23 protein-coding genes are annotated in these 22,804 nt (G+C 70.8%); 6 read left to right on the forward strand and 17 right to left on the reverse strand.

What is annotated here, in order from left to right:
* Positions 1 to 2: 2 nt before the first annotated feature.
* Entirely contained in the window at positions 3 to 1,220 is a 1,218-nt protein-coding gene (locus ACFY36_RS15705; protein ID WP_499746654.1) for an MFS transporter, read from the reverse strand.
* Positions 1,217 to 1,762: a winged helix-turn-helix domain-containing protein gene (locus ACFY36_RS15710; RefSeq protein ID WP_499746655.1), complete on the reverse strand. Its 546-nt coding sequence runs from the start codon at positions 1,760 to 1,762 to the stop codon at positions 1,217 to 1,219. Before ACFY36_RS15710 ends, ACFY36_RS15705 begins: the two co-directional genes overlap by 4 nt.
* A 119-nt stretch (positions 1,763 to 1,881) precedes the next feature.
* On the opposite strand from ACFY36_RS15710, the gene ACFY36_RS15715 reads away from it, so the two are divergent.
* Positions 1,882 to 2,586 (forward strand): type II toxin-antitoxin system Phd/YefM family antitoxin, encoded by a 705-nt coding sequence (locus tag ACFY36_RS15715; RefSeq protein ID WP_499746656.1) that lies wholly within the window; start codon positions 1,882 to 1,884, stop codon positions 2,584 to 2,586.
* Here ACFY36_RS15715 and ACFY36_RS15720 read toward each other — a convergent pair.
* The 3 genes from ACFY36_RS15720 to ACFY36_RS15730 form a co-directional block, all read right to left on the reverse strand.
* Positions 2,574 to 4,418 carry an AMP-dependent synthetase/ligase gene (locus ACFY36_RS15720; protein ID WP_499746657.1) on the reverse strand — a complete coding sequence of 615 codons (1,845 nt, stop codon included), beginning with the start codon at positions 4,416 to 4,418 and terminating at the stop codon, positions 2,574 to 2,576. The two genes, ACFY36_RS15715 and ACFY36_RS15720, sit on opposite strands and share 13 nt — an antisense overlap.
* Before the next feature lie 68 nt (positions 4,419 to 4,486).
* The gene (locus ACFY36_RS15725; RefSeq protein ID WP_499746658.1) at positions 4,487 to 4,822 is read right to left on the reverse strand and encodes a hypothetical protein; all 336 of its coding nucleotides are present in this window, start codon (positions 4,820 to 4,822) and stop codon (positions 4,487 to 4,489) included.
* Positions 4,823 to 4,830: 8 nt separating this feature from the next.
* A complete protein-coding gene (locus tag ACFY36_RS15730) occupies positions 4,831 to 5,244 on the reverse strand; it encodes a MarR family winged helix-turn-helix transcriptional regulator (RefSeq protein ID WP_499746659.1) in 414 nt (137 codons plus the stop codon).
* Positions 5,245 to 5,298: 54 nt separating this feature from the next.
* Here ACFY36_RS15730 and ACFY36_RS15735 point away from each other — a divergent pair, with 54 nt between their 5' ends.
* Positions 5,299 to 5,703, forward strand: a complete 405-nt coding sequence (locus ACFY36_RS15735) for a VOC family protein (protein ID WP_499746660.1) — start codon at positions 5,299 to 5,301, stop codon at positions 5,701 to 5,703.
* A 310-nt stretch (positions 5,704 to 6,013) separates the two neighbouring features.
* Positions 6,014 to 6,730, forward strand: coding sequence for a hypothetical protein (locus tag ACFY36_RS15740; RefSeq protein ID WP_499746661.1), 717 nt, complete (start codon positions 6,014 to 6,016; stop codon positions 6,728 to 6,730).
* On the opposite strand, the gene ACFY36_RS15745 is transcribed toward ACFY36_RS15740, so the two are convergent.
* On the reverse strand, positions 6,711 to 7,361 hold the full coding sequence (locus ACFY36_RS15745; RefSeq protein WP_499746662.1) for a TetR/AcrR family transcriptional regulator: 651 nt from the start codon (positions 7,359 to 7,361) through the stop codon (positions 6,711 to 6,713). The two genes, ACFY36_RS15740 and ACFY36_RS15745, sit on opposite strands and share 20 nt — an antisense overlap.
* 86 nt (positions 7,362 to 7,447) lie before the next feature.
* Between ACFY36_RS15745 and ACFY36_RS15750 the strand changes: the two genes are divergently transcribed.
* A complete protein-coding gene (locus ACFY36_RS15750; RefSeq protein WP_499746663.1) occupies positions 7,448 to 9,235 on the forward strand; it encodes a bifunctional sugar phosphate isomerase/epimerase/4-hydroxyphenylpyruvate dioxygenase family protein in 1,788 nt (595 codons plus the stop codon).
* On the opposite strand, the gene ACFY36_RS15755 is transcribed toward ACFY36_RS15750, so the two are convergent.
* The 3 genes from ACFY36_RS15755 to ACFY36_RS15765 all read right to left on the reverse strand — a co-directional run bounded on the left by ACFY36_RS15755 (position 9,225) and on the right by ACFY36_RS15765 (position 10,811).
* Entirely contained in the window at positions 9,225 to 10,046 is an 822-nt protein-coding gene (locus ACFY36_RS15755) for a serine/threonine-protein kinase (protein ID WP_499746664.1), read from the reverse strand. The two genes, ACFY36_RS15750 and ACFY36_RS15755, sit on opposite strands and share 11 nt — an antisense overlap.
* A gap of 79 nt (positions 10,047 to 10,125) precedes the next feature.
* A complete protein-coding gene (locus ACFY36_RS15760; RefSeq protein WP_097327983.1) occupies positions 10,126 to 10,425 on the reverse strand; it encodes a hypothetical protein in 300 nt (99 codons plus the stop codon).
* A gap of 98 nt (positions 10,426 to 10,523) precedes the next feature.
* Positions 10,524 to 10,811 carry a hypothetical protein gene (locus ACFY36_RS15765; protein ID WP_499746665.1) on the reverse strand — a complete coding sequence of 96 codons (288 nt, stop codon included), beginning with the start codon at positions 10,809 to 10,811 and terminating at the stop codon, positions 10,524 to 10,526.
* Between the two features lie 67 nt (positions 10,812 to 10,878).
* Here ACFY36_RS15765 and ACFY36_RS15770 point away from each other — a divergent pair, with 67 nt between their 5' ends.
* Positions 10,879 to 11,859 (forward strand): HIRAN domain-containing protein, encoded by a 981-nt coding sequence (locus ACFY36_RS15770; RefSeq protein WP_499746666.1) that lies wholly within the window; start codon positions 10,879 to 10,881, stop codon positions 11,857 to 11,859.
* Here ACFY36_RS15770 and ACFY36_RS15775 read toward each other — a convergent pair.
* Genes ACFY36_RS15775 through ACFY36_RS15810 form a run of 8 tightly spaced genes read right to left on the reverse strand, consistent with a single transcriptional unit; the run spans position 11,847 to position 21,847 of the window.
* The gene (locus ACFY36_RS15775) at positions 11,847 to 12,260 is read right to left on the reverse strand and encodes a pyridoxamine 5'-phosphate oxidase family protein (RefSeq protein WP_499746667.1); all 414 of its coding nucleotides are present in this window, start codon (positions 12,258 to 12,260) and stop codon (positions 11,847 to 11,849) included. The two genes, ACFY36_RS15770 and ACFY36_RS15775, sit on opposite strands and share 13 nt — an antisense overlap.
* A gap of 10 nt (positions 12,261 to 12,270) precedes the next feature.
* The gene (locus ACFY36_RS15780; RefSeq protein WP_499746668.1) at positions 12,271 to 14,103 is read right to left on the reverse strand and encodes an oxidoreductase; all 1,833 of its coding nucleotides are present in this window, start codon (positions 14,101 to 14,103) and stop codon (positions 12,271 to 12,273) included.
* Positions 14,103 to 14,822 carry an ABC transporter ATP-binding protein gene (locus ACFY36_RS15785; protein ID WP_499746669.1) on the reverse strand — a complete coding sequence of 240 codons (720 nt, stop codon included), beginning with the start codon at positions 14,820 to 14,822 and terminating at the stop codon, positions 14,103 to 14,105. The genes ACFY36_RS15780 and ACFY36_RS15785 overlap by 1 nt, the downstream gene beginning before the upstream one ends.
* Complete coding sequence (locus tag ACFY36_RS15790) at positions 14,819 to 16,663, reverse strand: branched-chain amino acid ABC transporter ATP-binding protein/permease (protein WP_499746670.1); 1,845 nt, start codon at positions 16,661 to 16,663, stop codon at positions 14,819 to 14,821. Before ACFY36_RS15790 ends, ACFY36_RS15785 begins: the two co-directional genes overlap by 4 nt.
* On the reverse strand, positions 16,660 to 17,529 hold the full coding sequence (locus tag ACFY36_RS15795; RefSeq protein WP_499746671.1) for a branched-chain amino acid ABC transporter permease: 870 nt from the start codon (positions 17,527 to 17,529) through the stop codon (positions 16,660 to 16,662). Before ACFY36_RS15795 ends, ACFY36_RS15790 begins: the two co-directional genes overlap by 4 nt.
* 5 nt (positions 17,530 to 17,534) lie before the next feature.
* Entirely contained in the window at positions 17,535 to 18,683 is a 1,149-nt protein-coding gene (locus ACFY36_RS15800; protein ID WP_499746672.1) for an ABC transporter substrate-binding protein, read from the reverse strand.
* 15 nt (positions 18,684 to 18,698) lie between these two features.
* A complete protein-coding gene (locus ACFY36_RS15805; RefSeq protein ID WP_499746673.1) occupies positions 18,699 to 20,414 on the reverse strand; it encodes a thiamine pyrophosphate-binding protein in 1,716 nt (571 codons plus the stop codon).
* On the reverse strand, positions 20,414 to 21,847 hold the full coding sequence (locus ACFY36_RS15810; RefSeq protein ID WP_499746674.1) for an aldehyde dehydrogenase family protein: 1,434 nt from the start codon (positions 21,845 to 21,847) through the stop codon (positions 20,414 to 20,416). Before ACFY36_RS15810 ends, ACFY36_RS15805 begins: the two co-directional genes overlap by 1 nt.
* Before the next feature lie 157 nt (positions 21,848 to 22,004).
* Between ACFY36_RS15810 and ACFY36_RS15815 the strand changes: the two genes are divergently transcribed.
* Positions 22,005 to 22,781: an IclR family transcriptional regulator gene (locus tag ACFY36_RS15815; protein ID WP_499746675.1), complete on the forward strand. Its 777-nt coding sequence runs from the start codon at positions 22,005 to 22,007 to the stop codon at positions 22,779 to 22,781.
* The last annotated feature ends 23 nt before the right edge of the window (positions 22,782 to 22,804 follow it).

A 22,804-nucleotide genomic window follows, 5' to 3' on the forward strand; every position in this document is an offset into this window, starting at 1 on the left:
CATCACTCCGTCAGCGCGCCCACGCGGTCCGTTCGGTCGATTGTGGTCAGTCCCGCGCCGAAAGTGGCGGCCAGAGCGGAGACCGCGACCGCGCCGGAGAAAGCGAGAATGGCGACGGGGGCGCCGAAGGCGGCCACGAGAACGCCCGCGACGACGGGTGCGAGGGCGGCCATCGAGGTGGCGGCCATCATGATGACACTGACGACGCGGCCCTGGAGATGGTCGGGGGTGATGGCGGCCTGATAGCCGAAGAGGGCGGCGTTGGCGGCGGGCCCGAGGAAGACGGTCACAGCGAGCGGCACAGCGGCGGCGAGACTGGACGTGAGCAGGGCAGCGCCGGCCAGCAGGGCGACGGCCAGCCAGCAGATGACGCGGACGAGAGCCCGCAATCCGAGGCGGCGCTGGATATAGGGTGCGGCCAATGCGCCGAGCAGACCGCCCACGCCGATCACGGTTTCGGCGAGCCCGATGACGGCCGGCGCGGTGCCGCCGCGTTGCAGGGCGACGATGACGGCGAAGATGACGCCGCTGATCGCGAAGTTCAGCGGGGCCGCGATGAGCATCAGCATTCTCAGGAACGGGTGCGTGAGAACGAATCGGATGCCGTCGGACAGCTTGACCGGGGCGTCCTTGTCGCGCGGCGCCTGAAGTGGCTTGCGAATGGCGCCGACCATCACCAGCGAGACGAAGTAGGAGACGGCGTTCCCCAGAAAGGGAACGGCGTGCCCGATCGAGAAGAGAAGGCCGCCGAGCGGAGGACCGGCCAGCATGGCGCCGTACGAGCGGGCCTCGTTGCGCGCGACCGCGTCCGGCAATTGCTCGATCGGCACGATGCTGCGCAGGGAGGCGTCCTCGGCCGTACTGAAAAGCGCTCCACAAGCGGCGTCGACCGTCGCCGCCACGATGATGAGCGGCAGGGAGGCCTGACCGGTGAAAACGGCGACGGTCAACACCGTGAAGGCCAGCAGCCGTACGCCGTCACAGGCCAGCATGAGCCGTCGCCGGTCGAAACGGTCGGCGATCACCCCGGCCGGCAGCCGGAAGACGAGCCGCGCCACCGAGGCGAGGGTGCCGACGAGCCCGGCGCTGACCGGATCGCCGGTCTGCACCAGAACGAGAAGGGCGAGAGCCAGAGTCGCGACGCCGTCACCGAGGTCGGAGAGGGTCTGCGAGGTCCAGAGCAGATTGAATTCCCGGTTGCGCCACAGCGAGGCGTTCATGACGCGCGGTGCGGGTAGGCCTGAAGGATGACGAGCACCTGCTCGGCGCCCGGCTCATTGGTGCGGGCCTCCTCGACGGCCTGCCAGATCTGCTCCTCGAGCCGTTGGAGCCGCTCCGGCGTGGTCCGGATGACCTGATCGGAGCCGACGGTGGCGGCCCGCCACTCGGGGCTCCACCGCCCCTGGGCGACCTGGGCGTGGAAGGTCTCGATCCAGGCGCCCCAGACCTCACGCGAGGCCCGCTCGACGGCGACCTCGTCCTCACGGCTGCCGTTGCCGAACTCCGTCGCCTTGTGGGCGGCCCTCCACCAGCGTTCCCGGCCGTGCGTCCCGCGCCCGAGCTCGGGAGCGTCCGCCACGAATCCGTGCCGCGCGAGAAGCCGCAGGTGGTGGCTGGTCTGCCCCGAGTCGGTGCCCAGCCGCCGGGCCAGAATCGCGGAGGTGGCCGGCCCGTCCACCCGCAACGACCCGACGATCCGCATCCGCAGCGGATGCGCCATGACCCGCATCAGCACCGCATCGGTGACGATCACTTCACTCATGGGCGGGACGTTAGCCAGACCGGCCGGTTCGTCACAAGGACCTTATGCATAGAAGCTCTGCATCCCAGGTCGCCGCCGCGTCACCGGAAAATGTCATACCCCGCGGCCATCATGTCCCCATGGCCCAGCCAGCTGCTTTCTCGCCGTCCGATCACGACTTCGAGGTGTCAGTGCACGAGGCGCGCACCCGCTTCGTGCAGCTGGTACGCGTGGCGTCCTTGACCGGCCGCCCCGTCACCATCACCGACCACGGCCGCGCCATGGCCACGATCGTCCCCACTCCCCCGCCCCACCAGCGCGGCCGCCCGCCGAACGAGACCGGCGCCGCTCCGCCCCGGCCGCCGGGCACCGTGGGCAGGATCGCGGAGGGCCGCGCGGTCAGGGCCGAGGACGGCCGCGCGGTCAGGGCAGACGACGGCCGCGCGGTCAGGGCAGACGACGGCCGCGCGGTCAGGGCCGAGGATGCCCGCGAGGCTGAAGCCGCGCGGCGGCGAGCCGAGGCCGAGCGTCAGGCCGGCGCCGAGGCCGAGCGGCGGCATGCCGAGACGTTCCGGCAGGCCGAGGCCGCGCGGCAGCAGTCCGATCCCGACCGGGCGCAGGCCGTGGCCGCCGGGTGGGCGCGCCGCCTGGAGGAAGTGCGGGCCACCCAGCAGCGACGGCACGCGGCCGAAATGGCGTCCGTCTCCCAGGCTCTCGCCGAGGCGTGGCGCGTGATCGACCACCTACGCCCGCGCGGAGCCGACGCCGGCATCGACCGGCTCCGCACGGAACACCGCGACTTCCTCACCGGGACCGATCAGGGCCGGGCCGCTCAGTCGATGTAGAGCTTGTCCAGCAGGTGGGCGTTGTGCTGCTCCACGTAGCGGCGGCGGAGCTTCAGGGACGGGGTCAGGTCGCCGTTCTCGACTGTCAGGTTCCGCTCGAGGATCGTGAAGCGCTTGATGGTCTCCCACTTGCCCAGTTCGGCGTTGAGCTGGGTCACGTAGCCGTCGATGGCGGCGACCGTCTTCGGGTGGCGGACTATCTCGGCGTGGGTGGTGCCGGGGACGCCCTGTTCGGCGGCCCAGGCCCGGGTGGCGTCGGGGTCCAGGTCGATCAGGGCCGTGATGTATTGGCGGCCGTCGCCGTGCACGACTATGCGGGCCGAGAGGGGGCACAGGGCCGCGAAGCGGGTCTCCAGGGATTGCGGTGCCACGTACTTGCCGCCGGAGGTTTTGATCAGGTCTTTCTTGCGGTCGGTGATTTTGATGTTGCCGCGGGCGGTGATCTCGCCGATGTCGCCGGTGTGGAGCCAGCCGTCCTCCAGCATCGTGGCGCTGGCGTCGGGCAGGCCGTGATAGCCCTCCATGACGCCGGGGCCCTTGATGAGGATCTCGCCGTCGGCCGCGATCGCGATCTCGGTGCCGGGCAGCGGGAGGCCCACGGTGCCGTATTCGAGGTGATGGCTGCGGTTGATCGTGGAGCCGGCGGCCGACTCGGTCAGGCCGTAGCCCTCCAGGATGGGCAGGCCGATGGCGTCGAAGAACTCGGCGATGTCGCTCGACAGCGGGGCGGCGCCGGAGATGAAGTAGCGCATGCGGCCGCCGAAACGGGCGCGGACCTTGCTGAGCACGATGCGGTCGGCCAGGGCGTACTGCCGGGTCAGCAAGGCACTCGGGGTTTCGCCGTTGCGGCGGGCGCGCACCACGCGGCGGCCGACGCCGATCGCCCAGTCGAACAGGCGCGCCTTCACGCCGCCCTCGCGATGGACGGTCGCGACGACGCCGGCGTGGACCTTCTCGAAGATCCGGGGTACGGCGGGCATCACGGTCGGGCGTACGACGGGAAGGTTTTCGATGATTTTGGTCAGATCGCCGTCGACGGCGGTCGGATAGCCGATGGAGAGCTGCGCCGCCAGCAGCACCTTGCCGAACGAGTGGGCCATCGGCAGCCACAGATAGCCCAGGTCGTCGGGCTCGATCAGCGCGATCGCCTTGGCCGTGGCCGCCTCGTAGGTCCAGCGGCTGTGCGGCAGGCGTACGCCCTTGGGCCGGCCCGTCGTGCCCGACGTGTAGATCAGCGTGGCCAGGTGGTCGGCCGTGACCGCCGCCGTGGCCTGGGTGACCGCGTCGGGACGTCCGGTCAGCAGGTCGCGGCCGCGCGCGCGGAGCTGGGCCAGGGTCATCGCGCGGGACTCGCCGGCCGTCACCGGCCCGTCGATCATGATGACGTGCTCGACCAGCGTGCCCGGGGACAGCACCTTCGGCAGGTGCTCGGCGCTCTCGATGATCGCGATGTGGCTGTGCGAGTCGGCCAGGATGTGCTTCACGTCCTCGGCCGACGACGTCGGATAGATCGTGGTGGTGGCGCCGCCCGCGCACATGATGCCCAGGTCGGCGTGGATCCACTCGACCCGCGTGCCCGACATGATCGAGACACGGTCCTCGGGCTTGAGCCCCAGGGCGAGCAGCCCGGCGGCGATCTCGGTGGCGATCTCCCCGACGGCGGCCCACGTCTGCGACTCCCATCGCCCGTCGACCGGCCACTTGTACGCCTCGGCGTCCGGCGTGCGGGCCACCCGGTCGAGGAGCAGGGCGCCCACCGAAGCCGGAGTCTCCTGTTGGATCCGTTCCCAGGTGGTGATTTCGTCGGGCTGGGCGCGCTGTGCCGTGCTCACTGTGGACCTCCCGGCGTCACTGATCGATGGGCATCACCGACAGGGTACGCACAGTAACGTGTCCTGCGTCACATCCGTTCGGCCCGATCATGGCCCGAAGCCAGCGCGACCAGGCGTTCGAGGTCGGTCCTGAGAGATTCCTGAACATCATTGCCCATGCGCCGCGCCCATACCCGCGCCCGGCGCCCCTGCAGGTAGGCGTGCACTTCGAGCCGGCTGCCGGTCCCTGCTGGCCGCGCGTCGTGGTGCACAGTCAGCCGGGCGCCCCGCAGGTAGGTCGTGTCCGCGTAGACGGTGCCCGGCTCCAGCGCCGTCACCATGAACGGCGCCGGTGAGCCGTCGTTCGGCTTGGACACCCCGCGGGCCCCGACGGCCAGGGGTTCCGCCAGGCGCAGATACTCCATGCCGGCGCCTACCGCCCCTGGTCAAGCGCCTGCAGAGCGGCCACGAACCCGGCCCGGTCCCGCTCGGGCACGGACGCGAGCAGCGCCTCCTCCGCCGCGCGGATGTCCGCTCGCACGGCGGCGTGGAGCTTGCGGCCGGCCGGGGTCAGGCCCAGCAGCCGTACGCGACGGTCGGCCGGGTCCGCCTCCCGCGTGATCAGCCCGCGCCGCTGCAGGTCGTCGAGCACCGGGATGAGCCGCGTCTTGTCGGCCCCGATGACCGAGGCGAGCGCCGCCTGCGTCCGCGTGGGCCCACCCTCCAGTCCCGACAGCGCCACGTAGGCCCACATCGAGATCTCATGGGCGGCCAGGATCGGCTCCTCCATCGCGATCAGCCGACGGCCGAGCCGCACCACCATCGCTCCCAGATCCGCACGCTCCACCCGTCCACCTTGTCACGCCTTGACATATCGTAAGCACAAGTAGATCGTAGGCGCATGCATACGATACAGCTGGGCATGGTCGTCCTGGACGTCCGCGACCTTCAGCAGTCCGTGGCCTTCTACCGCCTCCTGGGCCTGGACATCCCCGGCCCACTCCCCGGCCGCCCGGTCACCATTCACCGCATGGAAAGCGGCGTGGCCCTGGTTCTGACCGAGGGCTACGCCGAGGCCAACGACCCCACCTGGAGACGCCCCGACCACGGCTACCAGCACTTCATGGAGTTCTTCGCCGGCGACGACGCGTCCGTCGACGCGATATGGAACAAGCTCACCGAAGCCGGCCACCACGGCCGCATGGCTCCTCGCCGGACCACCGGCCCCTACGCCGCCATGGTCGACGACCCCGACGGCAACGTGCTCCTGATCTCCTCCGACCCCGCCGCACGACCATCGTCCTGACGACGCGCCGCCCAGTCCGGGGATCAGATCCGGGCGGCGGCGTTGCGGGCGGCCAGGCCGGGGCGGTCCGGGGGATCGGCAGGCCTGCGGCACGGCCGACGTGACGCCGCTTCGGGTCGGTCGCGGCCCCGGCTCCACGACGGGAGGGAGACCCAGCTGACCGCGCCGAAGGAGAAGTCCGTGTCGCCAGCCGGCGCCCTCGTACACTGACGTGACGAACTCCCGAGGATCGGCGCTGGGCGGTGAGGAGTGCCGGAAGACGAAGGCGGCCAGGGCCTCGCCGCGCCCTGAAACCGTGGCTGGCTGCGCGGTGAGCCCGACCCGCGTCCGCTCGGTCGACACCAACCCGGTCACCCATCCGACGCGCCTGCTGCGCCGGCCGCTGAGCGACGCCGACCGGTTCGCCAAATGCGCCATCGTGGTCACCGAGCTCTTCAGCGAGCACCTCGACCGTGGCGTGCCGCTGCTCGCGAAGACCACCTGGGTCCGGTTCCTGCCGGCCGACCTCGGTCCGGCCCGCTTCCCGGCCGTGCCCGCCCTGGCGTCGCTGGGTCTGGGCGAGGTGCACGAGGTCCCGTACGACCGAAGGGTCCTCGATCTGCCCGACGACGAGCGCCGGCGCGCGATCCTCGATTGGCTGCGCGCGACCATGCTGGCGCTGGCGGCCGCGCTGAGCTGGGACGCCGGCCCGATCGAGCAGGCCTGTCGGGCGTGCCTGAGCGACGGGTGCCGCTACCGGCGGACCGGCCCCGCCAGGAGCAGCCCGGACCGCCGGCGTAAGGCGCACGCCGAATACGAGATCGACGGTGACGGTGACGCCTGGTCCTGGATCGTCGTCACCGACCGGGCCGGCGTCACCCAGGCCGTCAGCGACCGCTGGGACTCGCCGCCCACCACCTCCGGGGCGCGCAAGGTGCCGCGCTCGGTCCGGTGGGACGGCGACACGGTGACCTGGACGCCCTGGACCGACGACGTCGCGCCGGATGGGGCGGCCCGGACGGCACGCTTCAGGAGCGGGCCGCGGTGACATGGGCGACCACCAGGTCGCCGATCATGGCGCGCAGGTGGTCTCTCAGGTCGGGGGCGAACAGGTCGCGGTCGAAGATGGCGTTGAACGTGTAGCGGTTGGCGCCGCGGAAGACGCAGAAGGCGCTGATGATCATGTGGACGTCGAGGGCGTCCAGGTCGTCGCGGAACAGGCCGGCCGCTCGGCCCCGCTCCATGATGCGCGACAGCACCTCCAGGGCCGGCGCGGCCAGGACCTCGCGCGACGACGAGCTCGACAGATGTTTGGCGTAGTGGATGTTCTCGATCGCTACGAGACGGACGAAATCGGGGTGTTGCTCGTGATGGTCGAAGGTCATCTCGGCCAAACGGCGCAGGGCCTCGACGGGCTCCAGATGCTCGACGTCGAGTTCCTGTTCCAGGGCTCGGATCCGCCTGTACGCCCCCTCGAGCACCGCCAGGTAGAGACCTTCCTTGCCGCCGAAGTAGTAATAGATCATCCGCTTGGTGGTGCGCGTCTTCGCCGCGATCTCGTCGACCCGGGCGCCCGCGTAGCCCTGGTCGGCGAACTCGTGCGTGGCCACCTCGATGATCTCGGCGCGGGTGCGCTCGGCGTCCCGGACGCGCTCCTTCGGCGCCGACTCCGCTGTCATGCCTGATCCCCCTCGACGTCGTTGGTGTCGACTCTAGTGGTCCCGTCACCTAGGCTGAACGGACCGGTTCGTACATTAGGAGTTTCATGCGTACGAGTATCGCGACCGTCTGCCTCTCCGGAACCCTCGAAGACCGGCTGGACGCCGCCGCGGCCGCCGGTTTCGACGCCGTGGAGATCTTCGAGAACGACCTGATCGCCTCGGCGAGCTCCCCCGAGAGCATCCGGGCCCGCGTACAGGATCTGGGCCTCAGCATCGACCTCTACCAGCCATTTCGTGACGCCGAAGGAGCTTCGGAGGAGCGCTTCGCGGCCGTACGGCGGCGCTTCGCGGCCAAGCTCGACCTCATGAGCCGCCTCGGCGCCGACACGATTCTCGTCTGCTCGTCGGTCTCCCCCGACACGATCCCCGACGACGCGGTGAGCATTGCCCAGTTGCGCTCCCTGGCCGACCTCGCCGCCGCCCGCGGCATGCGCATCGCCTACGAGGCCTTGGCCTGGGGCCATCACGTGTCCACATGGGACCACTCCTGGGAGATCGTCCGACGGGCCGGCCACCCGGCGCTCGGCCTATGCCTGGACAGCTTTCACGTGTTGTCGCGAACCGCAGATTTCCAGCAAATCCGAAATGTTCCGGGTGACAAGATCTTTTTCCTGCAACTGGCCGACGCGCCGCGGCTCGACATGGACGTCCTGCAATGGAGCCGCCACCACCGCCTCTTCCCTTTGCAGGGCGGCCTCGACCTGGCCGGCTTCACCCGGGCCGTCCTCGACGCCGGCTACACCGGCCCGCTCTCGCTCGAGGTCTTCAACGACGTCTTCCGCCAGGCCGATCCGCACCGCACGGCCGTCGACGCCCGCCGGTCGCTGATCGCCCTCCAGAACGAAGACCTCACCCCGCCGGCCGACCTCGACGGCATCGCCTTCGCCGAGCTCAGCGTCGACTCCTCCTCCGGCCCCGAGCTCGAGACGCTGCTGCGCGCGCTCGGCTTCACCCACTCCGGCCAGCACCGGTCCAAGGCCGTCCAGCTCTGGGAGCAGGGCACCGCCCGCATCCTGCTCAACTCCGGCGCTCCGCGCCTCAGTGAGGGTTCGGCCGCGATTCGCGCTTTCGCCTTGGAGAGTACGGAGCCGGGGCAGTCGGCCGCGCGGGCCGAACAGCTCCTCGCCGAGCCGCTCCCCCGCCGGCGCCGGCAGAGCGAGGCCGACCTGACGGCGGTGGCCGCGCCGGACGGCACCGAGGTGTTCTTCGTACGCACGTCACCGGCCGGCTGGCACGACGACTTCCTGCCGACGGGCGAGCGGGCGGCCGGCGCCGGGATCACCGGCATCGACCATCTGTCGCTGGCCCAGCCGTTCGACCGTTACGACGAGGCCGCGCTCTTCTACCGTTCGGTGCTCGGCATGACCGACGACGAGGCGGGCGAGTTCGCGGCGCCGTACGGCCTGATCCGCACCCTCGCGATCCGTGATCCGCGGCGACGGGCCCGGATAGCGCTCAGCGTGCCCGTCCTGCGCCGCGGGGACTGGGCTCCGGCCGTTCCCCACCCCCAGCACATCACCTTGGCCACGTCCGACCTCTCCCGCACCGCCGCGGCTCTTCACGCGGCGGGGATCGAATCCGTGCCGATTCCCGGCAACTACTACGACGATCTGGAGGCGCGCCTGGAGCTGCCGGCCGGCCTTCGAGTCCTCGGAGCGATGTACGACGAGGACGAGTACGGCCACTATCTGCAGCTGTTCACCCCGGTCATCGGCGACCGGGTCTTCTTCGAGATCGTTCAGCGCGTCGGCGGCTACCGCGGATACGGCTTCGCGAACGTTCCCGTTCGCATGGCGGCGCATCGGGCGCAGCGCCTACGGCTCAAAGGTTGAGCAGGGCGGCCCGCGTGCGGGCGGCGCTCCAGCGCCGGCCGAGCTTCGGCTGCAGCAGGCCTTCCAGCACGGGCGTGAGCCGGCCGGCCCGGCGGAACGGCGTCATGTTCCCCTCGGCCACGGCCAGCACCGTGGCGAACAGGTCGCCCCGGTCGAACGGCGAACGGCCCTCGACCGCCGCGTAGAGGGTCGCGCCGAGCGAGAAGAGGTCGCTGGCCGGGAGGGGCTCGCCGCCCTGCAACTGCTCCGGCGAGACGAAGGCCGGGCTGCCGGCGAACCCGCCGGGCGGCGGCCGCCAGTCGGCGCCGGGCACGTGGGCGACGCCGAAGTCGAGCAGCACCACCCGGCCGTCGTCGCACAGCTGCACGTTGCCCGGCTTGACGTCGCGGTGCACCACCCCGGCCCGGTGCGCCGCGTCGAGCACGTCGACGATGCAGTGCCCGATCCGCACGACCTGTTCGATCGGCAGCGGGCCCTGGCTGATCGCCGCGCCGAGGCTCTGCCCGCTCAGGGCCTCCATCACGATCCAGGGCTGGTCGTCGTCGCGTACGACATCAAGAATCCGCACGACACCCGGGTGCTCGACCCGGGAGGCCGCGCGCGCCTCGGCCAGGGCCTGCTTGCGGGCCGTCCGGCCGGACCAGTCCGAGCCGAGGTCGACCTGCTTGACCGCGACCCAGCGCTCCATCAGCTCGTCCTGAGCGAGCCACACCGTTCCCATGCCGCCACGCCCGAGAACCGAGCAGAGCCGGTAACGCCCGGCCACCACGATCCCCGAGGCGATCGGCGCTTCAGCTGTAAGAACCCCCATGCCTTAACAGGGTGGTGATTCGCGGCCCGGATGTCGTCCATGCGAGCCCCCAACCGCAGTACCGGCTAGCCGGAAAAAGTCAGCTGCCGCCCATCCGAATCAGGGCATTTCCCCCCAGCAGCAGCACGTCGGCGCCGGCCACGAGGGCCATGCTCAGGTGCAGCCGCCGCGACGCCTGCTCCGGATCGGTCTCGCGCAGGCCCCGGATCAGCGCGCCGAGCGCGGCCAGCACGAGCGGAATGCCGCCGATCAGCAACAGACCCACAGAGCCGGGCGTGCGCCCCTTGACGACCAGCAGGGTGACCAGCACGGTGGGCACGATGCCGAAGAAAAGCCAGCACAGCCCGGCGTACCAGCGCAAAGGCCGTGTCGCATCCATCCGAGGATCTTAGAGCGTCAGTCGTGAGGCGGCGGCGAGAGGTACGCCTGAAGCACGACAACGTTCACCGAGTCTCAACGCCCCGGCCGCGCTTCCGGTCACGGCTCACCGCCGAGGGCGCTCAGACCGTCCTCCCAGCGTTGCCGGCGCTCCTCGGCGCTCTGTTCCCACCACGGGGTGCCGCGCTCACCGAGCGCGACCTTCGCCAGCTGCACCCGGGACCGCGCCGACGCCGGGTCCTGCCCGGCCCGCAGCGCCCTGCCCACGTCGCGCCGGGCCGCCATCAGAGCCTTGCGCAGCGCGGCCGCCTCCTCGTCGGGGATGGCGGGATCGGTCGCCCGCCATCGGCGCCCGTTGATGACCAGGTAACGATCGTCATCAGTCAACGTCTCGCCCTTCCCTACCTGAACGGACGACTCCGGTCTGTCATCGCCGCCGTTAAGGTTCCCGCCCGTGGCGGAAGCATTCGAGTTGTGGGGACAACGCGGCCGGGCGTACTTCGAAGTCGTCGGGGAATCCTTCTACGAGAAGCAGATCAAGGCGCTGTTCAAGGACACCAAGCTCCGCGGGGACGACGGCGCCGAGCTGTCGATCCCGGTCGAGCTGCGCCCCGATCCGAACAACCGGTACGACCCGCACGCGGTCGGCGTGTGGGGGAAGACCGGGCAACTCGGCAATCTCTCGCGTGACGAGGCCAAGAAGTATCAGCCGGTTCTGCTGCGGCTGGTGAGCGCGGGCTTCACGCCGGTCGTGAGCGCGCGGGCATACGGGGCGGAATACGAGGACTACGGCGGGCGCAAGTCGTTCCGGGGCGGCGTCTGGCTCGACCTCGCCGAGCCGCACATGCTGGTCCCCCTGAACTCCCCGCCGGCCGAGAGACACCAGGTGCTTCCGCTCGGCGCGGCGATCCAGGTCACCGGCGAGGACAAGCACATGGACGCCCTGACTCCGCATCTGCGGCCGGAAGGCGAGGGCTGGGTCCACGTCACGTTGCACCCCATCACCGAACAGACGGCCCGGACCTCCAAAGAGCTTGTCGAGGTACGCCTCGACGGCCACCGCGTCGGGCAGCTCAGCCCGAAGATGAGCGGCGACCTGCTGCCCGCCGTCACCCACCTCGCCGCGAGCGGCACGACGACGGCCGCGCGGGCCGTCGTCAAGGGCAACCGCCTCAAGGCTGAGGTGGTCCTCTACGTTCAGCGCGCCCACGAACTACCGGCCAGCTGGCTCGAGGCGCAACCAGCCACGGCCGCGCCCCGCGCCCACGTGCCGGTGCCGCCGCGGCCGACCGGGCTGCGCTTCGTGGTGCCACCCGAGTGGCCTCAACCGCCTGCCGGCTGGGAACCGCAGACGGGCTGGCAGCCTGATCCGAGCTGGCCGGCCGCGCCGGAGGGCTGGCAGTACTGGCGGCTGAGCTGGGGTCAGGCCGAGTAACGGTTCACCTTTTCCGGGTGCAGGACGATGCGGACCAGCGGGGCGGTGCGCCACTCGGTGAGCAGCTTGTCGTGCTCGGGGTCGGTCCAGGTCCAGTAGCGCTCGGCCAGGCGCAGCGCCAGGTCGTTGGCGCCGTCCTCGTGGATGGTGGCCTGGCCCTCGACCGCCACCCAGTGCTCGGGCTCGCCGGTGGGGGCGGCCACCACGATCGACGCGCGCGGGTTCTCGCGGAGGCGGTCGACCTTAGGGGACTCGGGCAGCGAGAACAGCTGGAGGTCGCCCTCGGCGGTCTGCTCGAACCAGACCGGGCGCGGGGACGGCCAGCGGTCGCCGCGTGGGGTGACCGTGAGGAAGGCGTTGAGCGGGCGGGCCAGCAGTGCGAGATCCTCGTCGCGGAACATGGCATCCAACCTACAAGGTGAGCGCGGCCGCCTGCCGGATCGCTTCGGCGGCCGAGGTGGCGCCGCCGGCTTCGCCCACCACGACCGTGTTCCACGGGCCGAGGTCGATGGTTCGCGGCACCGTGCCGTGCGAGGCCACGATCGGGCCCGGCACCTCCAGACGTTCGAGGCCGCCGGCGGCGCCGATCAGCAGGGTGTCCTCGGTGATGGCCTCCAGGGTGGCCCCGAGGCGGATCTCCACGGCCGGTGAGGCGCGCAGGCGGCGTTCCACGAGGACCTTCTCTCGGAAGCCGGCCTCGGGGGCCAGGGTGTCGCCGGCGGCCAGCAGCAGCACTCGGTGGCCGGCGGCGGCCGCGGCGTCCGCCACGGCGAGGCCGGCCCGGTCGGCGCCCCACACCGTCATCACGGAGCCGGGTACGGCATTGCGCCAGTCCTCGATGCCGATCACGCGTGGGAGGAAGGCGCCGGGGATCGGTGGCACGAAAGGGGTGCCGCCGCAGGCCATCACCACCGTCTCCGGACTCCAGGCCGCGACGACGGAGGCGTCGGCCGGGGTCGACAGACGCGTGTCCACACCGAGCCGAGCCAGTTCTCGCGAATACCAGTCGAGCAGGCGGCCGAACTCGGGGCGGCCGGGAAGCGTTGCCGCGTAACGGAACCGGCCGCCCAGCGACGGTCCGGCCTCGAACAGCACGACCTCGTGACCGGCCGAGGCCGCCCGGTGGGCCGCTTCCAGTCCGGCCACGCCCCCGCCGGCGACGAGGATGCGGCGGGTCGAACCGCTCGGGGCGGGCGGGGGTGCGGCGTTGACGAGGCACCAGATCGGGCGCTGGGTGTGCAGTTCGTCGATGCAGCCCTGGTTGCAGGCGATGCACGGCCGCGGGGCGACGCCGGTCAGGGCCTTGCGGGTCCAGTGCGGGTCGGCGTGCTGGGCGCGGCCGACGGCGACCAGATCGGCCGCGCCCGACCGCAGGATCTCCTCGGCCGCCTCGGCCGTGGGGATGCGTCCCGCCACGCAGACGGGCTTTCCCAGGGAACGGAACTTGGCGGCGTACGGGGCGAGCACACCCCGTACGACCTCGCCCGGCTGGACCATCCACTCGCCCGCCTCGTAACACCCGGCCGAGATGTCCAGCACGTCGACGCAGTCGAGCGGCAGGCGGGCGGTCAGCGCAAGGGTGTCGTCGAGGGACAGGCCGTCGGGTACGCCCTCGAAGGCGGACAGGCGAAGGAAAACTGGAAGACCCACGCGGCGTACGGCCGTCAGCACCTCCGAGACGAAGGCGAGCGGATCGCCGTAGCGGTCGGTGCGATGGTTCGTGCGCGGGGACAGGAACTGATGGATGAGGTAGCCGTGGGCCGCGTGCACCGAGAGGACGTCCACCCCCGCCTCGGCGCACCGGTGGGCCGCGGCGGCGAAGTCGTCGACCAGCCCCGCGACCTCGCCGGTGGACAGGGCGCGCGGGACGACACCGCGGAACGGCACCGCCGAGGGCGCCACCGGCTGGCGGCCCGACACGGCCGGGGAGGCGACCCGCCCGGCGTGGTTGAGTTCCACACCGAGCTGGCCGCCGTCACCGTGCACCGCTGAGGCGAGCGAGGCCAGCCCCGGCACCACGTGGTCGCCGTGGGCGCCGAGCTGGAGCCTCCGGCCGCGCCCGTCGGCCCGTACATAGGTGGCCTCCGTGAAGACCAGGGCCGCCCCGCCCGCCGCACGCTCCCGCAGGTAGGAGACGTACCTGTCGGTGACCCGGCCGTCGGGAGTGCCGTAGTTGCGTTCCATCGGCGGGCTGACCACCCGGTTGCGCAGCGCGAGCGGCGCGAACGGCGAGCCGAGCAGCATCACAGTCCCAGGTAGATCTGGCGCACCCGGGGATCGTTGCGCAGCTCGGCCGACGTGCCGGTCATCGCGACCGCGCCGTTCTCGACCACCAGGCAGCTGCTGGTGGCCTCGAAGGTGAGCTTGGCGTTCTGCTCGACCAGCAGCAGGGTCAGGCCCTCGGAGCGCAGCCGCAGCAGCACGGCCAGGATGTCCTCGACCAGCTTGGGCGACAGGCCCATCGACGGCTCGTCGAGCAGCAGCAGCCGGGGCTGCGACATCAGCGCCCGGCCGATCGCCAGCATCTGCTGCTGCCCGCCGGACAGCGCGCCGGCCAGCCGGTGCCGCATCTCGCCGAGCACGGGGAACAGGTCGTAGACCTCGGCCAGGGTGGCCTTGGTCGAGGCGTCCCATTTCCGGGCGTACGCGCCGAGCAGCAGATTCTTCTCGACGGGCAGGCCGGTGAACACGTGCCGGCCCTCCGGGACATAGCCGATGCCGTGCCGGACCATGTTGCGGGCGCTGACCGAGCCCAGGTCCTTGTCGCCCAGCCGCAGCTTGCCGGACTGGCGTGGCACCAGGCCCATCACCGCCTTGAGGGTGGAGGTCTTGCCGGCGCCGTTGGCGCCTATGACGCCGACCGCCTCGCCGCCCGGCACCTCGAAGCTGAGGTCCCGGACGGCGCTGACGCCGCCGTAGTTGACCGTGAGTCCCTCGACGGTCAGGGCGAGCCCGGTGGTCATCGCGTGGCCTCCTCGACGGACGGCAGATCGTCGGTGTTCATCGAGTCGCCGAGATAGGCCTCGATCACGGCCGGGTGGGTGGCCACCTGCGCGGGCGTTCCCTCGGCGATGACGCGGCCGCCGCCCAGGACGGTGATCTGCTCGCAGAGCGACATCACCAGGCCCATGTTGTGCTCGATGATGATGACCGTGCGGCCGCTGTCGCGGATCGACCGGACGATCTCGGCCAGCTGCCGCACCTCCTCGCCGTTGAGGCCGGCCGCCGGCTCGTCGAGCAGGAGCAGGGCCGGATCGGCGGCGACGGCCCGCGCGATCTCGACACGGCGCTGAATGCCGTACGGCAACGACTTGGGCGCGAGAGAGGCGAACTCCGTCAGCCCGTATCGAGCCAAAATGTCCGCGGCGTCCGATCGTAGAGTCACATCTCGCCGGATCACGCTCAGCGGTCGCAGCACATAGCGCCACGCCGACAGCGTCGACGAGCGGTCGAGCGCGACGAGGAGGTTCTCCTCGACCGTGAGGTCACCGAAAAGCCGCAGGTTCTGGAACGTACGAGCCATGCCGGCGCGGGCCAGACGATACGGAGTCCGCCCCGTCATGTCGGCGCCCCGGAAGAACACCCTGCCCTGGGTCGGCTTGTACAGGCCGCTGATCACGTTGAAGAGCGTCGTCTTGCCGGAGCCGTTCGGCCCGACGATCCCGCGGATCTCGCCGGTCGTCACGGTGAGCGAGACGTCGTCGAGCGCCTTGAGACCCCGAAACTGCTTGGTCACCCCCTCGACCCGGAGAAGTTGATCATCGGAGCTGGGGGAAGGACCGGTGGCGGTGGGCGCGAGGAGGCCGGGGGCGGCAGCCGCGGGCTCGTACGGCTCGAACGGCCTCAATTGCGCCGCGCTGCCTCGCGTTCCCCGCCGATGGTCGATGGCGGCGCGGAGCCGCTTCGGGAGGCCGGCCAGGCCCGTCGGGGCGAAGACGACGACCAGGACGACGACCGAGCCGTACGCCAGCTGGGCGATGGTCGGATGGTCGACCAGCAGCTCGCGGACCAGGGCCAGGCTGATGGCGCCGATCACGCAGCCGATCAGGCTCTGCCGGCCGCCGATGATCACCATGGCGAGCAGCAGGAACATGTTCGCGATGTTGAACGACTCCGGCGCCACGTAGCGGATGAGGCCCGAATAGAGGACGCCGGCCACTCCCCCGTACAAGCTGGCCAGCATGAACGCCGTCATCCGGAGCATCGGCACCTCGGCCCCGAGCGCGCCCGCGGCCAGCGCGTCGTCGCGCATGGCCCGCATCCGGCGGCCCAGGGCCGTACGGACCACGAAGAGCCCGAAGCTGAGCACCACCGCGAAGACGATCAGTTCCAGGTAGTAGTAGATGTACTCGCTGGACAGGTCCACACCGGGCAGCGTCGGCGCCGGGATCCCCGAGATGCCCTCGGCGCCACCGGCGATCTCGGCGTTCGTCACCCAGTTCGTGAAGGCCAGGGCCAGCCCCAGCGTCACGATGCCCAGATAATGCGACTGCACCCTCAGCGCCGGTGTGCCGATCACCAGGCCCATCAGGATCGTGGCCGCGACCGCCAGCACCCCGGCCACCCAGAATCCCATCCCGGCGTGCGTGGTGAGGATGGCCGTGACGTACGCGCCGACGCCGAAGAACGCCACCTGCGACAGGTTGACCTGACCGGCGATGCCCATGACGAGGCCGAGCCCGATGGCCAGGATCGCGAAGATGAGGATGACGTTGACGACGTGGATGGCGTACGAGTCGAGCCCGTACGGCAGGAACCAGGCCGCGACGCCGAGGGCAGCGATGATCAATATGCGCTGTCTCATGCCCGGTTCACCGTCCGCTCGCCGAAGATGCCGGTCGGCCGCACCATGATGATCACCGTGAAGACGAGGAAGGTGACCAGCTCGGAGTAGCCCTGGAAATGCCCGGCGGTGAACGAGTCGAGGATCCCGATGGCCAGGCCGCCGAGGATCGCGCCGGGGATGCTGCCGAAGCCGCCCAGGATGGCGGCCGCGAAGCCCTTGATGCCGAGCGCGCCGCCCAGCGCCGGGCTGACGTAGAGCAGCGGCCCGACCAGGCCGCCGGCCAGCGCGGCCAGCCCGCCGCCGATCATGAAGGCGATCGCGTTGCTGCGGCCCACGTGGATGCCGACGGCGGTGGCCGCCTCGTGGTCCATCGCGACCGCCTGCATGGCGGCGCCTCTCTTGGTCCGGGACAGGAACAGCACCAGCAGCACGGTGGCCAGCGCCGCGATGGCCAGCACGACGAGGTCGTACGTCCTGATCCTCAGCCCGAAGATGTCGATCGGCGCGGTCTGTACCGGTGAGGGGACGGCGCGGCCGGTGGCGCCCCAGATCATGATGATCAGGGCGTCGAGCACGATGCCGAACCCGATCGTGCCGATCAGCATGAGGTCGAAGTCCTTGTTCTCCAGCGGGCGCAGCACCCGCTCGATGACCAGGCCGATCGCCCCGGTCACGACGATCGCGACGATCATGGCCAGGGCGAACGGCAACTTGCTGGTCAGATAGAAGGTGGACGCCAGATAGGCGCCGACCGTCACGACGTTGCCGTGCGCGAAGTTGACCAGCCCCATCGTGCGGTAGACCAGGGAGAACCCCAGTGCCACCAGGGCGTAGACGGCGCCGAGGCTGACGCCGCCCACGATCGTCTGGAAGAAGACCTGCATGCCGGTCAGCTTCCGGCGGCGACGAGCTTGCCGCCCTTGATGATTCCGATCGACGTCTCGAAGATGCCGACGCCGGTCTCGTCGAAGGCGAAGTTCCCGAGCAGCCCGTCGTGCTTGGTGGCCCTGATCGCCTCGGCCAGCGGCTTACCGCTGGCCACGTTGCTGGTCTTGAGGGCGGTCAGGAGGATCTGGGTTCCGTCGTACGCCTTGGCGCCGTGCAGTTCGGCCTCCTCGTTGAACTTCGCCTTGTAGGCGGCCGCGAACTTCTTCGACGCCTCGTCGATGTCGTTGCTCAGGTAGGGCGAGCTGACGATCGTGCCTTCGACGTTCTTCGCACCGGCCGTGTCGAGGAAGACCGGTGTGCCCTGCGGCGCGGCGCCGGCGAAGGTCGAGGTGATGCCGAGGTCGCGGGCCTGCTTGACGATCAGGCCGGACTCGACCTCCTCGGCGCCCAGGAAGATGACCTTCGGGTTCTTCTGGCGGATCGAGGTGAGCACCGCGCTGAAGTCCTTCTGGTCGGCGGTGACGACCTGGTCGGCGACCGGCGTGACGTTGCGGCTCTGCAAGGCCTTCAGGAACGCGTCGTGCTCGCCCTTGCCGTAGCCGCCGTTGTTGGTGATCATCGCGATGCTCTTGATGCCCTGCTGGTCGACGATGTGCTTGGCGAGGGTCTCGTCGTACGTGGTGGAGGTCGGGCCGTTGAGGAACAGGAAGTCGCTGCCGACCTTCACCAGGCCTGGTGACTGCCCCGAGGTGATGTTCGGGATCTCGGCCTGCTTGAGCAGCGGGGCCATGGCGATGGTGACCGCGCTCTCGGCGGTGCCGATCATGGCGATGTAGCCCTCGCTGTCGATCTTGCGGGCGAGGTTGGTGCCGGTGGTCGGGTCGCCCTGGTCGTCGAAGACGTCGAGCTGGATCTGCCGGCCGTTGACGCCGCCGGCCGCGTTCCACTCGTCGACGGCCAGGCGGGCGCCCTTGAGCTCCCAGGCGCCGAGCGAGCTGAGCTGCCCGCTCTGCGCGTCGACGACGGCGATCTTGATCGGGCCGGAGTCGCTGCCCGATTCCTCCTTGTCGGAGCCGGGCGCGCTGCAGCCGGCGGCTCCGGTCAGGACAACGGCGAGCACGGCGAAAGCGGTGGCTCTCATGCGGACCATGTGCGTGTCACCTCTTTAAAATCGACCTTGATAGATGTCTTTGATGTTCCAGTGACCCGGGGTGGGCACCGGCTCGTTGACCATCGGCACGTCGATCACCGCGGGGCGGCGGCGCTCGACGGCCGACTTGAGGGCGACGGTGAGATCGCCGGGCTCCGCCACCAGATAGCCGTCGGCGCCGCAGGCGCGTCCGAGGGCGGCGAAGTCGGGGCTGTACGGGTTGCCGTCCGGATCGACGAAGTCGCACCCGTAGCTGCGGCCGAAGAAGCTCGACTGCAGGTCTGAGATCGTGCCGTGGGCACGGTTGTTCATCACCAGGAAGATCACCGGCAGGCCCTGCTCGACCGCCATCGGCAGCGCGGGCAGCTGGGCGCTCATGCCGCCGTCGCCGATCAGGGCCACGACGACCCGCTCGGGCTGGGCCAGTTGCACGCCGAGGGCGGCGGCCGGCCCGAAGCCCATGGTGGAGGCGCCGCCCGGGGTGATGAACCGGCCGTCGGCCGGCAGCGGGTAGCACTGGGCGACGCCGTTCTTGTTCCAGCCGACGTCGGTGACGAGCACGGCGTCGGACGGCAGCGAGGCGCGCACGTCGGCCAGGATCCGCTCGGGCCGCAGCGGGAACTGGTCACTGCGGCCGCGTTCGGCGCTGGCCGCGAACAACTCGGCCCGCGCCTGCCCGATCTCCGAGCGGAGCGAGGGCCGGTCGGTTCCCTCCGGCTTCCTCTGCCGTACGGCGGTGAGCACGCGCCCGACCGCAAGCCCGGCATCCGCCACGGCGCCGATCTCGACCGGGTAGTTGCGGCCGATCTCGGCCGGGTCGATGTCGATCTGGATGAGCCGCGACGGCGGGAAGCGCCACGTGTACTCGGGATTCCACGAGCTCGAGTCGGTCTCGGCGAACCGGGTGGCGATGGCCAGGACGACGTCGGCGTTCCGGGCGTACTCGTTGGTCTCCTTCAAGCCCCAGAAGCCGGTCATGCCCAGCACGAGGGGGTGGTCGTCGGGCAGGGTTCCCTTGGCCATCAGCGAGTGGGCGACCGGGATGTCGAGATGTTCCGCGAGCTCCTTGAGGGCTTCGCTGCCCCGGAGGCCACCGCCGACGTAGATCAGCGGCCGTTCCGCCTCCACCAGCGCGGCGGCGATCTTTTTCGCGTCCGATCCGGACAAATCCGGCCTCGTCGCGCTGATCGGCAGCGGATACTCACCGCCGGGCGCGTCGCGGTTGAAGATGTCCATGGGAACGTTGAGCAGGACGGCGCCGGGGCGGCCGCTGGTGGCGGTCCAGAAGGCGCGCTCGGTGAAGCGGGGCAGGTCGGCCGCGCGCTGCACCTGCCAGGCCCGCTTGACGAACGGGCGGTAGATGGCGGTCTGGTCGGCGTCCGCGTGCAGGTTGACTTCCTGGTGCGGGTGACGCCCGTACATGTAGGAGGGGATGTCGCCCGAGATCGCGACCAGCGGGACCGAGTCGAGGGCGGCCGTGGCGACGCCGGTGACCGCGTTCATCATGCCGGGCCCGACGTGCATGAGCAGGACGCCGGGCTTACCGGTGGCGCGGGCGTATCCGTCGGCGGCGTGCGCGGCGGTCTGCTCGTGGCGGGCGATGACGAAGTCGATGTCGCTGCGGCCGATCGCGTCGAGCAGGGCGATGTTCGTGTGCCCGCACGTGCCGAAGATGTGCGTGACGCCGTAGCTCTTCAGCTGCTCGACCAGGGCGTCGGCGGCGGTCCTCATCAGTTCTCTCCCCAGATCGACAGGCCACGCAGGATCAGCGTTTTGACGACGGTGTAGTCCTCGACCATGTGGCGGGGGTCCTCGCGGCCGAAGCCCGAGTCCTTCACCCCGCCGAACGGGACGTGGTCGAGGCGGTAGTTGGACGAGCCGTTCACGATCAGGCCGCCCACTTCCAGCTCGCGCCAGGCCTGGAAGATGCGGGCGGCATCGTTCGTGAACAGGCCCGCCTGAAGCCCGAAGCTGCTCCGGTTGCAGGTCTCCAGCACCGCGTCGAAGTCGTCGAACGGCAGGACCACCACGAGCGCGCCGAAGACCTCTTTGACGACGACCTCGGCGCTCTCCGGCGGGTCGACGACCACGGTGGGATGCAGGGTCGCGCCGTCACGAGTGCCCCCGAGGGCGATTTGCCCGCCGCTGGCCGTCGCCCATCGCAGGACACGCTCAGCGGCCGCGTCGTCCACCATGGAGCCCACATCGGTGCCCGGGTCCAGCGGATCGCCCACCTTCAATGTCGCGACCTCATCCGTCAGCAGCTCGGCGAATCGGTCCTTCCGGTCGCGGGCCACGTAGATGCGCTGGACCGAGATGCAGCTCTGGCCGGAGTTGCTGTAGCCGGTGCGGGCGCAGATCTTCGCCGCGTGCTCGAGGTCGGCGTCGTCGCAGACGATGGTGGCCGCGTTGCCGCCGAGCTCCAGGACGAGGCGCTTGGCGCCGGCGGCGCGGGCCACGGCCGCGCCGGTCTCGGCGCTGCCGGTGAAGCTGATGACGGCCACCTCGGGGGCGGCGCACAGCTCGGCGCCGACCTCTCCCCCGCCGTGCAGCAGCTGAACGGCCTCGACCGGGGCGCCCGCGTCGAGCAGCAGCGCGACCACCGCCGCCGAGGCGGCCGGCGCCTGCGGCGGCGCCTTGACGATGGTGCTGTTGCCGGCCGCGAACGAGGCGCCGAGCTTGTGGGCGAGCAGGTTGGCCGGTGCGTTGAACGGCGTGATGGCCAGTGCGACGCCGGCCGGGGCGCGGTAGGTCATCGCGGTGTTGCCGGCGCCGCGTGCCCAGCCGGCCACCGGGAGGACGGCGCCGCCGATGTCGCGGGCGGCCGCGGCGCAGACCGAGAACGTGTCGGCGACCCGGTCGAGCTCGCCCAGGCCGTCGCGCAGCGGCTTGCCCAGTTCGAGCGCGAGCAGGCGGGCGATCGCCTCCCGGCGCTCGACGGCGAGCACGGCCGCGCGATCGAGAACCGCCGCCCGCGTGGCCGGGGCCAGCCGGGCCACCGTGCGGGCGCCGGCTTTCGCGTATTCGGCCGCGGCCCGGGCGTCGCCCGGCTCGGCGGAGCGGGCGCTGCTGACGACCGTACGGACGAAGGGCCCGACACGCTCGAAGGCCGAGCCTTCGGAGATCCATTTTCCACCGAGGAGCGTCGGCGTTCGGTCGACCATCTTCGCCTCCTCCTTCTCATGTGGTCCACTAGACGGACCTAATAAGCATTTTCTGGACCGCTCTGCGGACTCCGGTGTAACGTACGGTTGGCCGCCAGCGGAAGGCAAGGGGTTGACGCCAGAATCAGGGGCAGTCTTTTCGAGAGAGGGAGTCACCGTGACCCGCGACGAGAGCGCCGCCGACGGCTCGGGCGTCCGCAGCGTCCAGCGCGCGCTGGACATCCTGTCCCTGCTGAGCGAGGACCGGCCGCTGATCGCCGTGCGCGACATCGTCGCCGCGACCGGCCTGGCCAAGACCACCGTGATCCGGCTCGTGCAGACCCTGGAACAGAGCGGTCTGCTGTGGGCGACCCCCAGCGGATATATGGCTGGTCCGGGCCTGTGGCGGTGGGCGCACCTGGCCCGCCGCAGCTGGGAGCTGCCGCCCGAGACGCAGCGGATGATGCGGGAACTGGCCGCCCGCGAGCGCGAGACGGTGAACGTCTACGTCGCCCGCGACATCGTCCGCGTCTGCATCGCCCAGCAGGAGAGCCCGCAGCCGCTGCGGCACGTCGTGCACGTCGGCGACGAGCTGCCCATGTGGGCCGGCGCGTCGGCCAAGGTGCTGCTGCGCAACGCCCCCGATCCCCTGCTCGAACGGATCGCCGCCTCCTCCCCGTACGGCGAAGGGCATGTGCGCCGCATGCGGGAGTGGATCGACGAGGCCGACCAGCAGGGTTACGCGACCAGCCACGGCGAGCGGGAGAACGGCCTGTCCGCCGTGGCCGTGCCGATCCTCGGCCGCTCGGGAACGGTCGTGGCCGCGCTCACCCTGAGCGGGCCGACCGTCCGCTTCGGCGACGAGCGGGTCGCGGCCTTCGCCGAGGCGCTGCTCAAGGCGGCCGCCCAGATGAACGAGCGGGGATTCGACCATCCGCTCGGCGCTTCTTTCTAACCTGGATCCGCTGCTACGGGAGG

The sequence above is a fragment of the Actinoplanes sp. NPDC000266 genome (assembly GCF_042899005.1).
In the GTDB taxonomy this organism is placed as follows: Bacteria; Actinomycetota; Actinomycetes; order Mycobacteriales; family Micromonosporaceae; genus Actinoplanes.

Coding starts and splice junctions, on each gene's coding strand:
- ACFY36_RS15705 (WP_499746654.1), bottom strand. CDS start 1,220: ATGAACGCCTCGCTGTGGCGCAACCGGGAATTCAATCTGCTCTGGACC.
- ACFY36_RS15710 (WP_499746655.1), bottom strand. CDS start 1,762: ATGAGTGAAGTGATCGTCACCGATGCGGTGCTGATGCGGGTCATGGCG.
- ACFY36_RS15715 (WP_499746656.1), top strand. CDS start 1,882: ATGGCCCAGCCAGCTGCTTTCTCGCCGTCCGATCACGACTTCGAGGTG.
- ACFY36_RS15725 (WP_499746658.1), bottom strand. CDS start 4,822: ATGGAGTATCTGCGCCTGGCGGAACCCCTGGCCGTCGGGGCCCGCGGG.
- ACFY36_RS15735 (WP_499746660.1), top strand. CDS start 5,299: ATGCATACGATACAGCTGGGCATGGTCGTCCTGGACGTCCGCGACCTT.
- ACFY36_RS15745 (WP_499746662.1), bottom strand. CDS start 7,361: ATGACAGCGGAGTCGGCGCCGAAGGAGCGCGTCCGGGACGCCGAGCGC.
- ACFY36_RS15750 (WP_499746663.1), top strand. CDS start 7,448: ATGCGTACGAGTATCGCGACCGTCTGCCTCTCCGGAACCCTCGAAGAC.
- ACFY36_RS15755 (WP_499746664.1), bottom strand. CDS start 10,046: ATGGGGGTTCTTACAGCTGAAGCGCCGATCGCCTCGGGGATCGTGGTG.
- ACFY36_RS15760 (WP_097327983.1), bottom strand. CDS start 10,425: ATGGATGCGACACGGCCTTTGCGCTGGTACGCCGGGCTGTGCTGGCTT.
- ACFY36_RS15775 (WP_499746667.1), bottom strand. CDS start 12,260: ATGTTCCGCGACGAGGATCTCGCACTGCTGGCCCGCCCGCTCAACGCC.
- ACFY36_RS15780 (WP_499746668.1), bottom strand. CDS start 14,103: ATGCTGCTCGGCTCGCCGTTCGCGCCGCTCGCGCTGCGCAACCGGGTG.
- ACFY36_RS15785 (WP_499746669.1), bottom strand. CDS start 14,822: ATGACCACCGGGCTCGCCCTGACCGTCGAGGGACTCACGGTCAACTAC.
- ACFY36_RS15790 (WP_499746670.1), bottom strand. CDS start 16,663: ATGAGACAGCGCATATTGATCATCGCTGCCCTCGGCGTCGCGGCCTGG.
- ACFY36_RS15795 (WP_499746671.1), bottom strand. CDS start 17,529: ATGCAGGTCTTCTTCCAGACGATCGTGGGCGGCGTCAGCCTCGGCGCC.
- ACFY36_RS15800 (WP_499746672.1), bottom strand. CDS start 18,683: ATGGTCCGCATGAGAGCCACCGCTTTCGCCGTGCTCGCCGTTGTCCTG.
- ACFY36_RS15805 (WP_499746673.1), bottom strand. CDS start 20,414: ATGAGGACCGCCGCCGACGCCCTGGTCGAGCAGCTGAAGAGCTACGGC.
- ACFY36_RS15810 (WP_499746674.1), bottom strand. CDS start 21,847: ATGGTCGACCGAACGCCGACGCTCCTCGGTGGAAAATGGATCTCCGAA.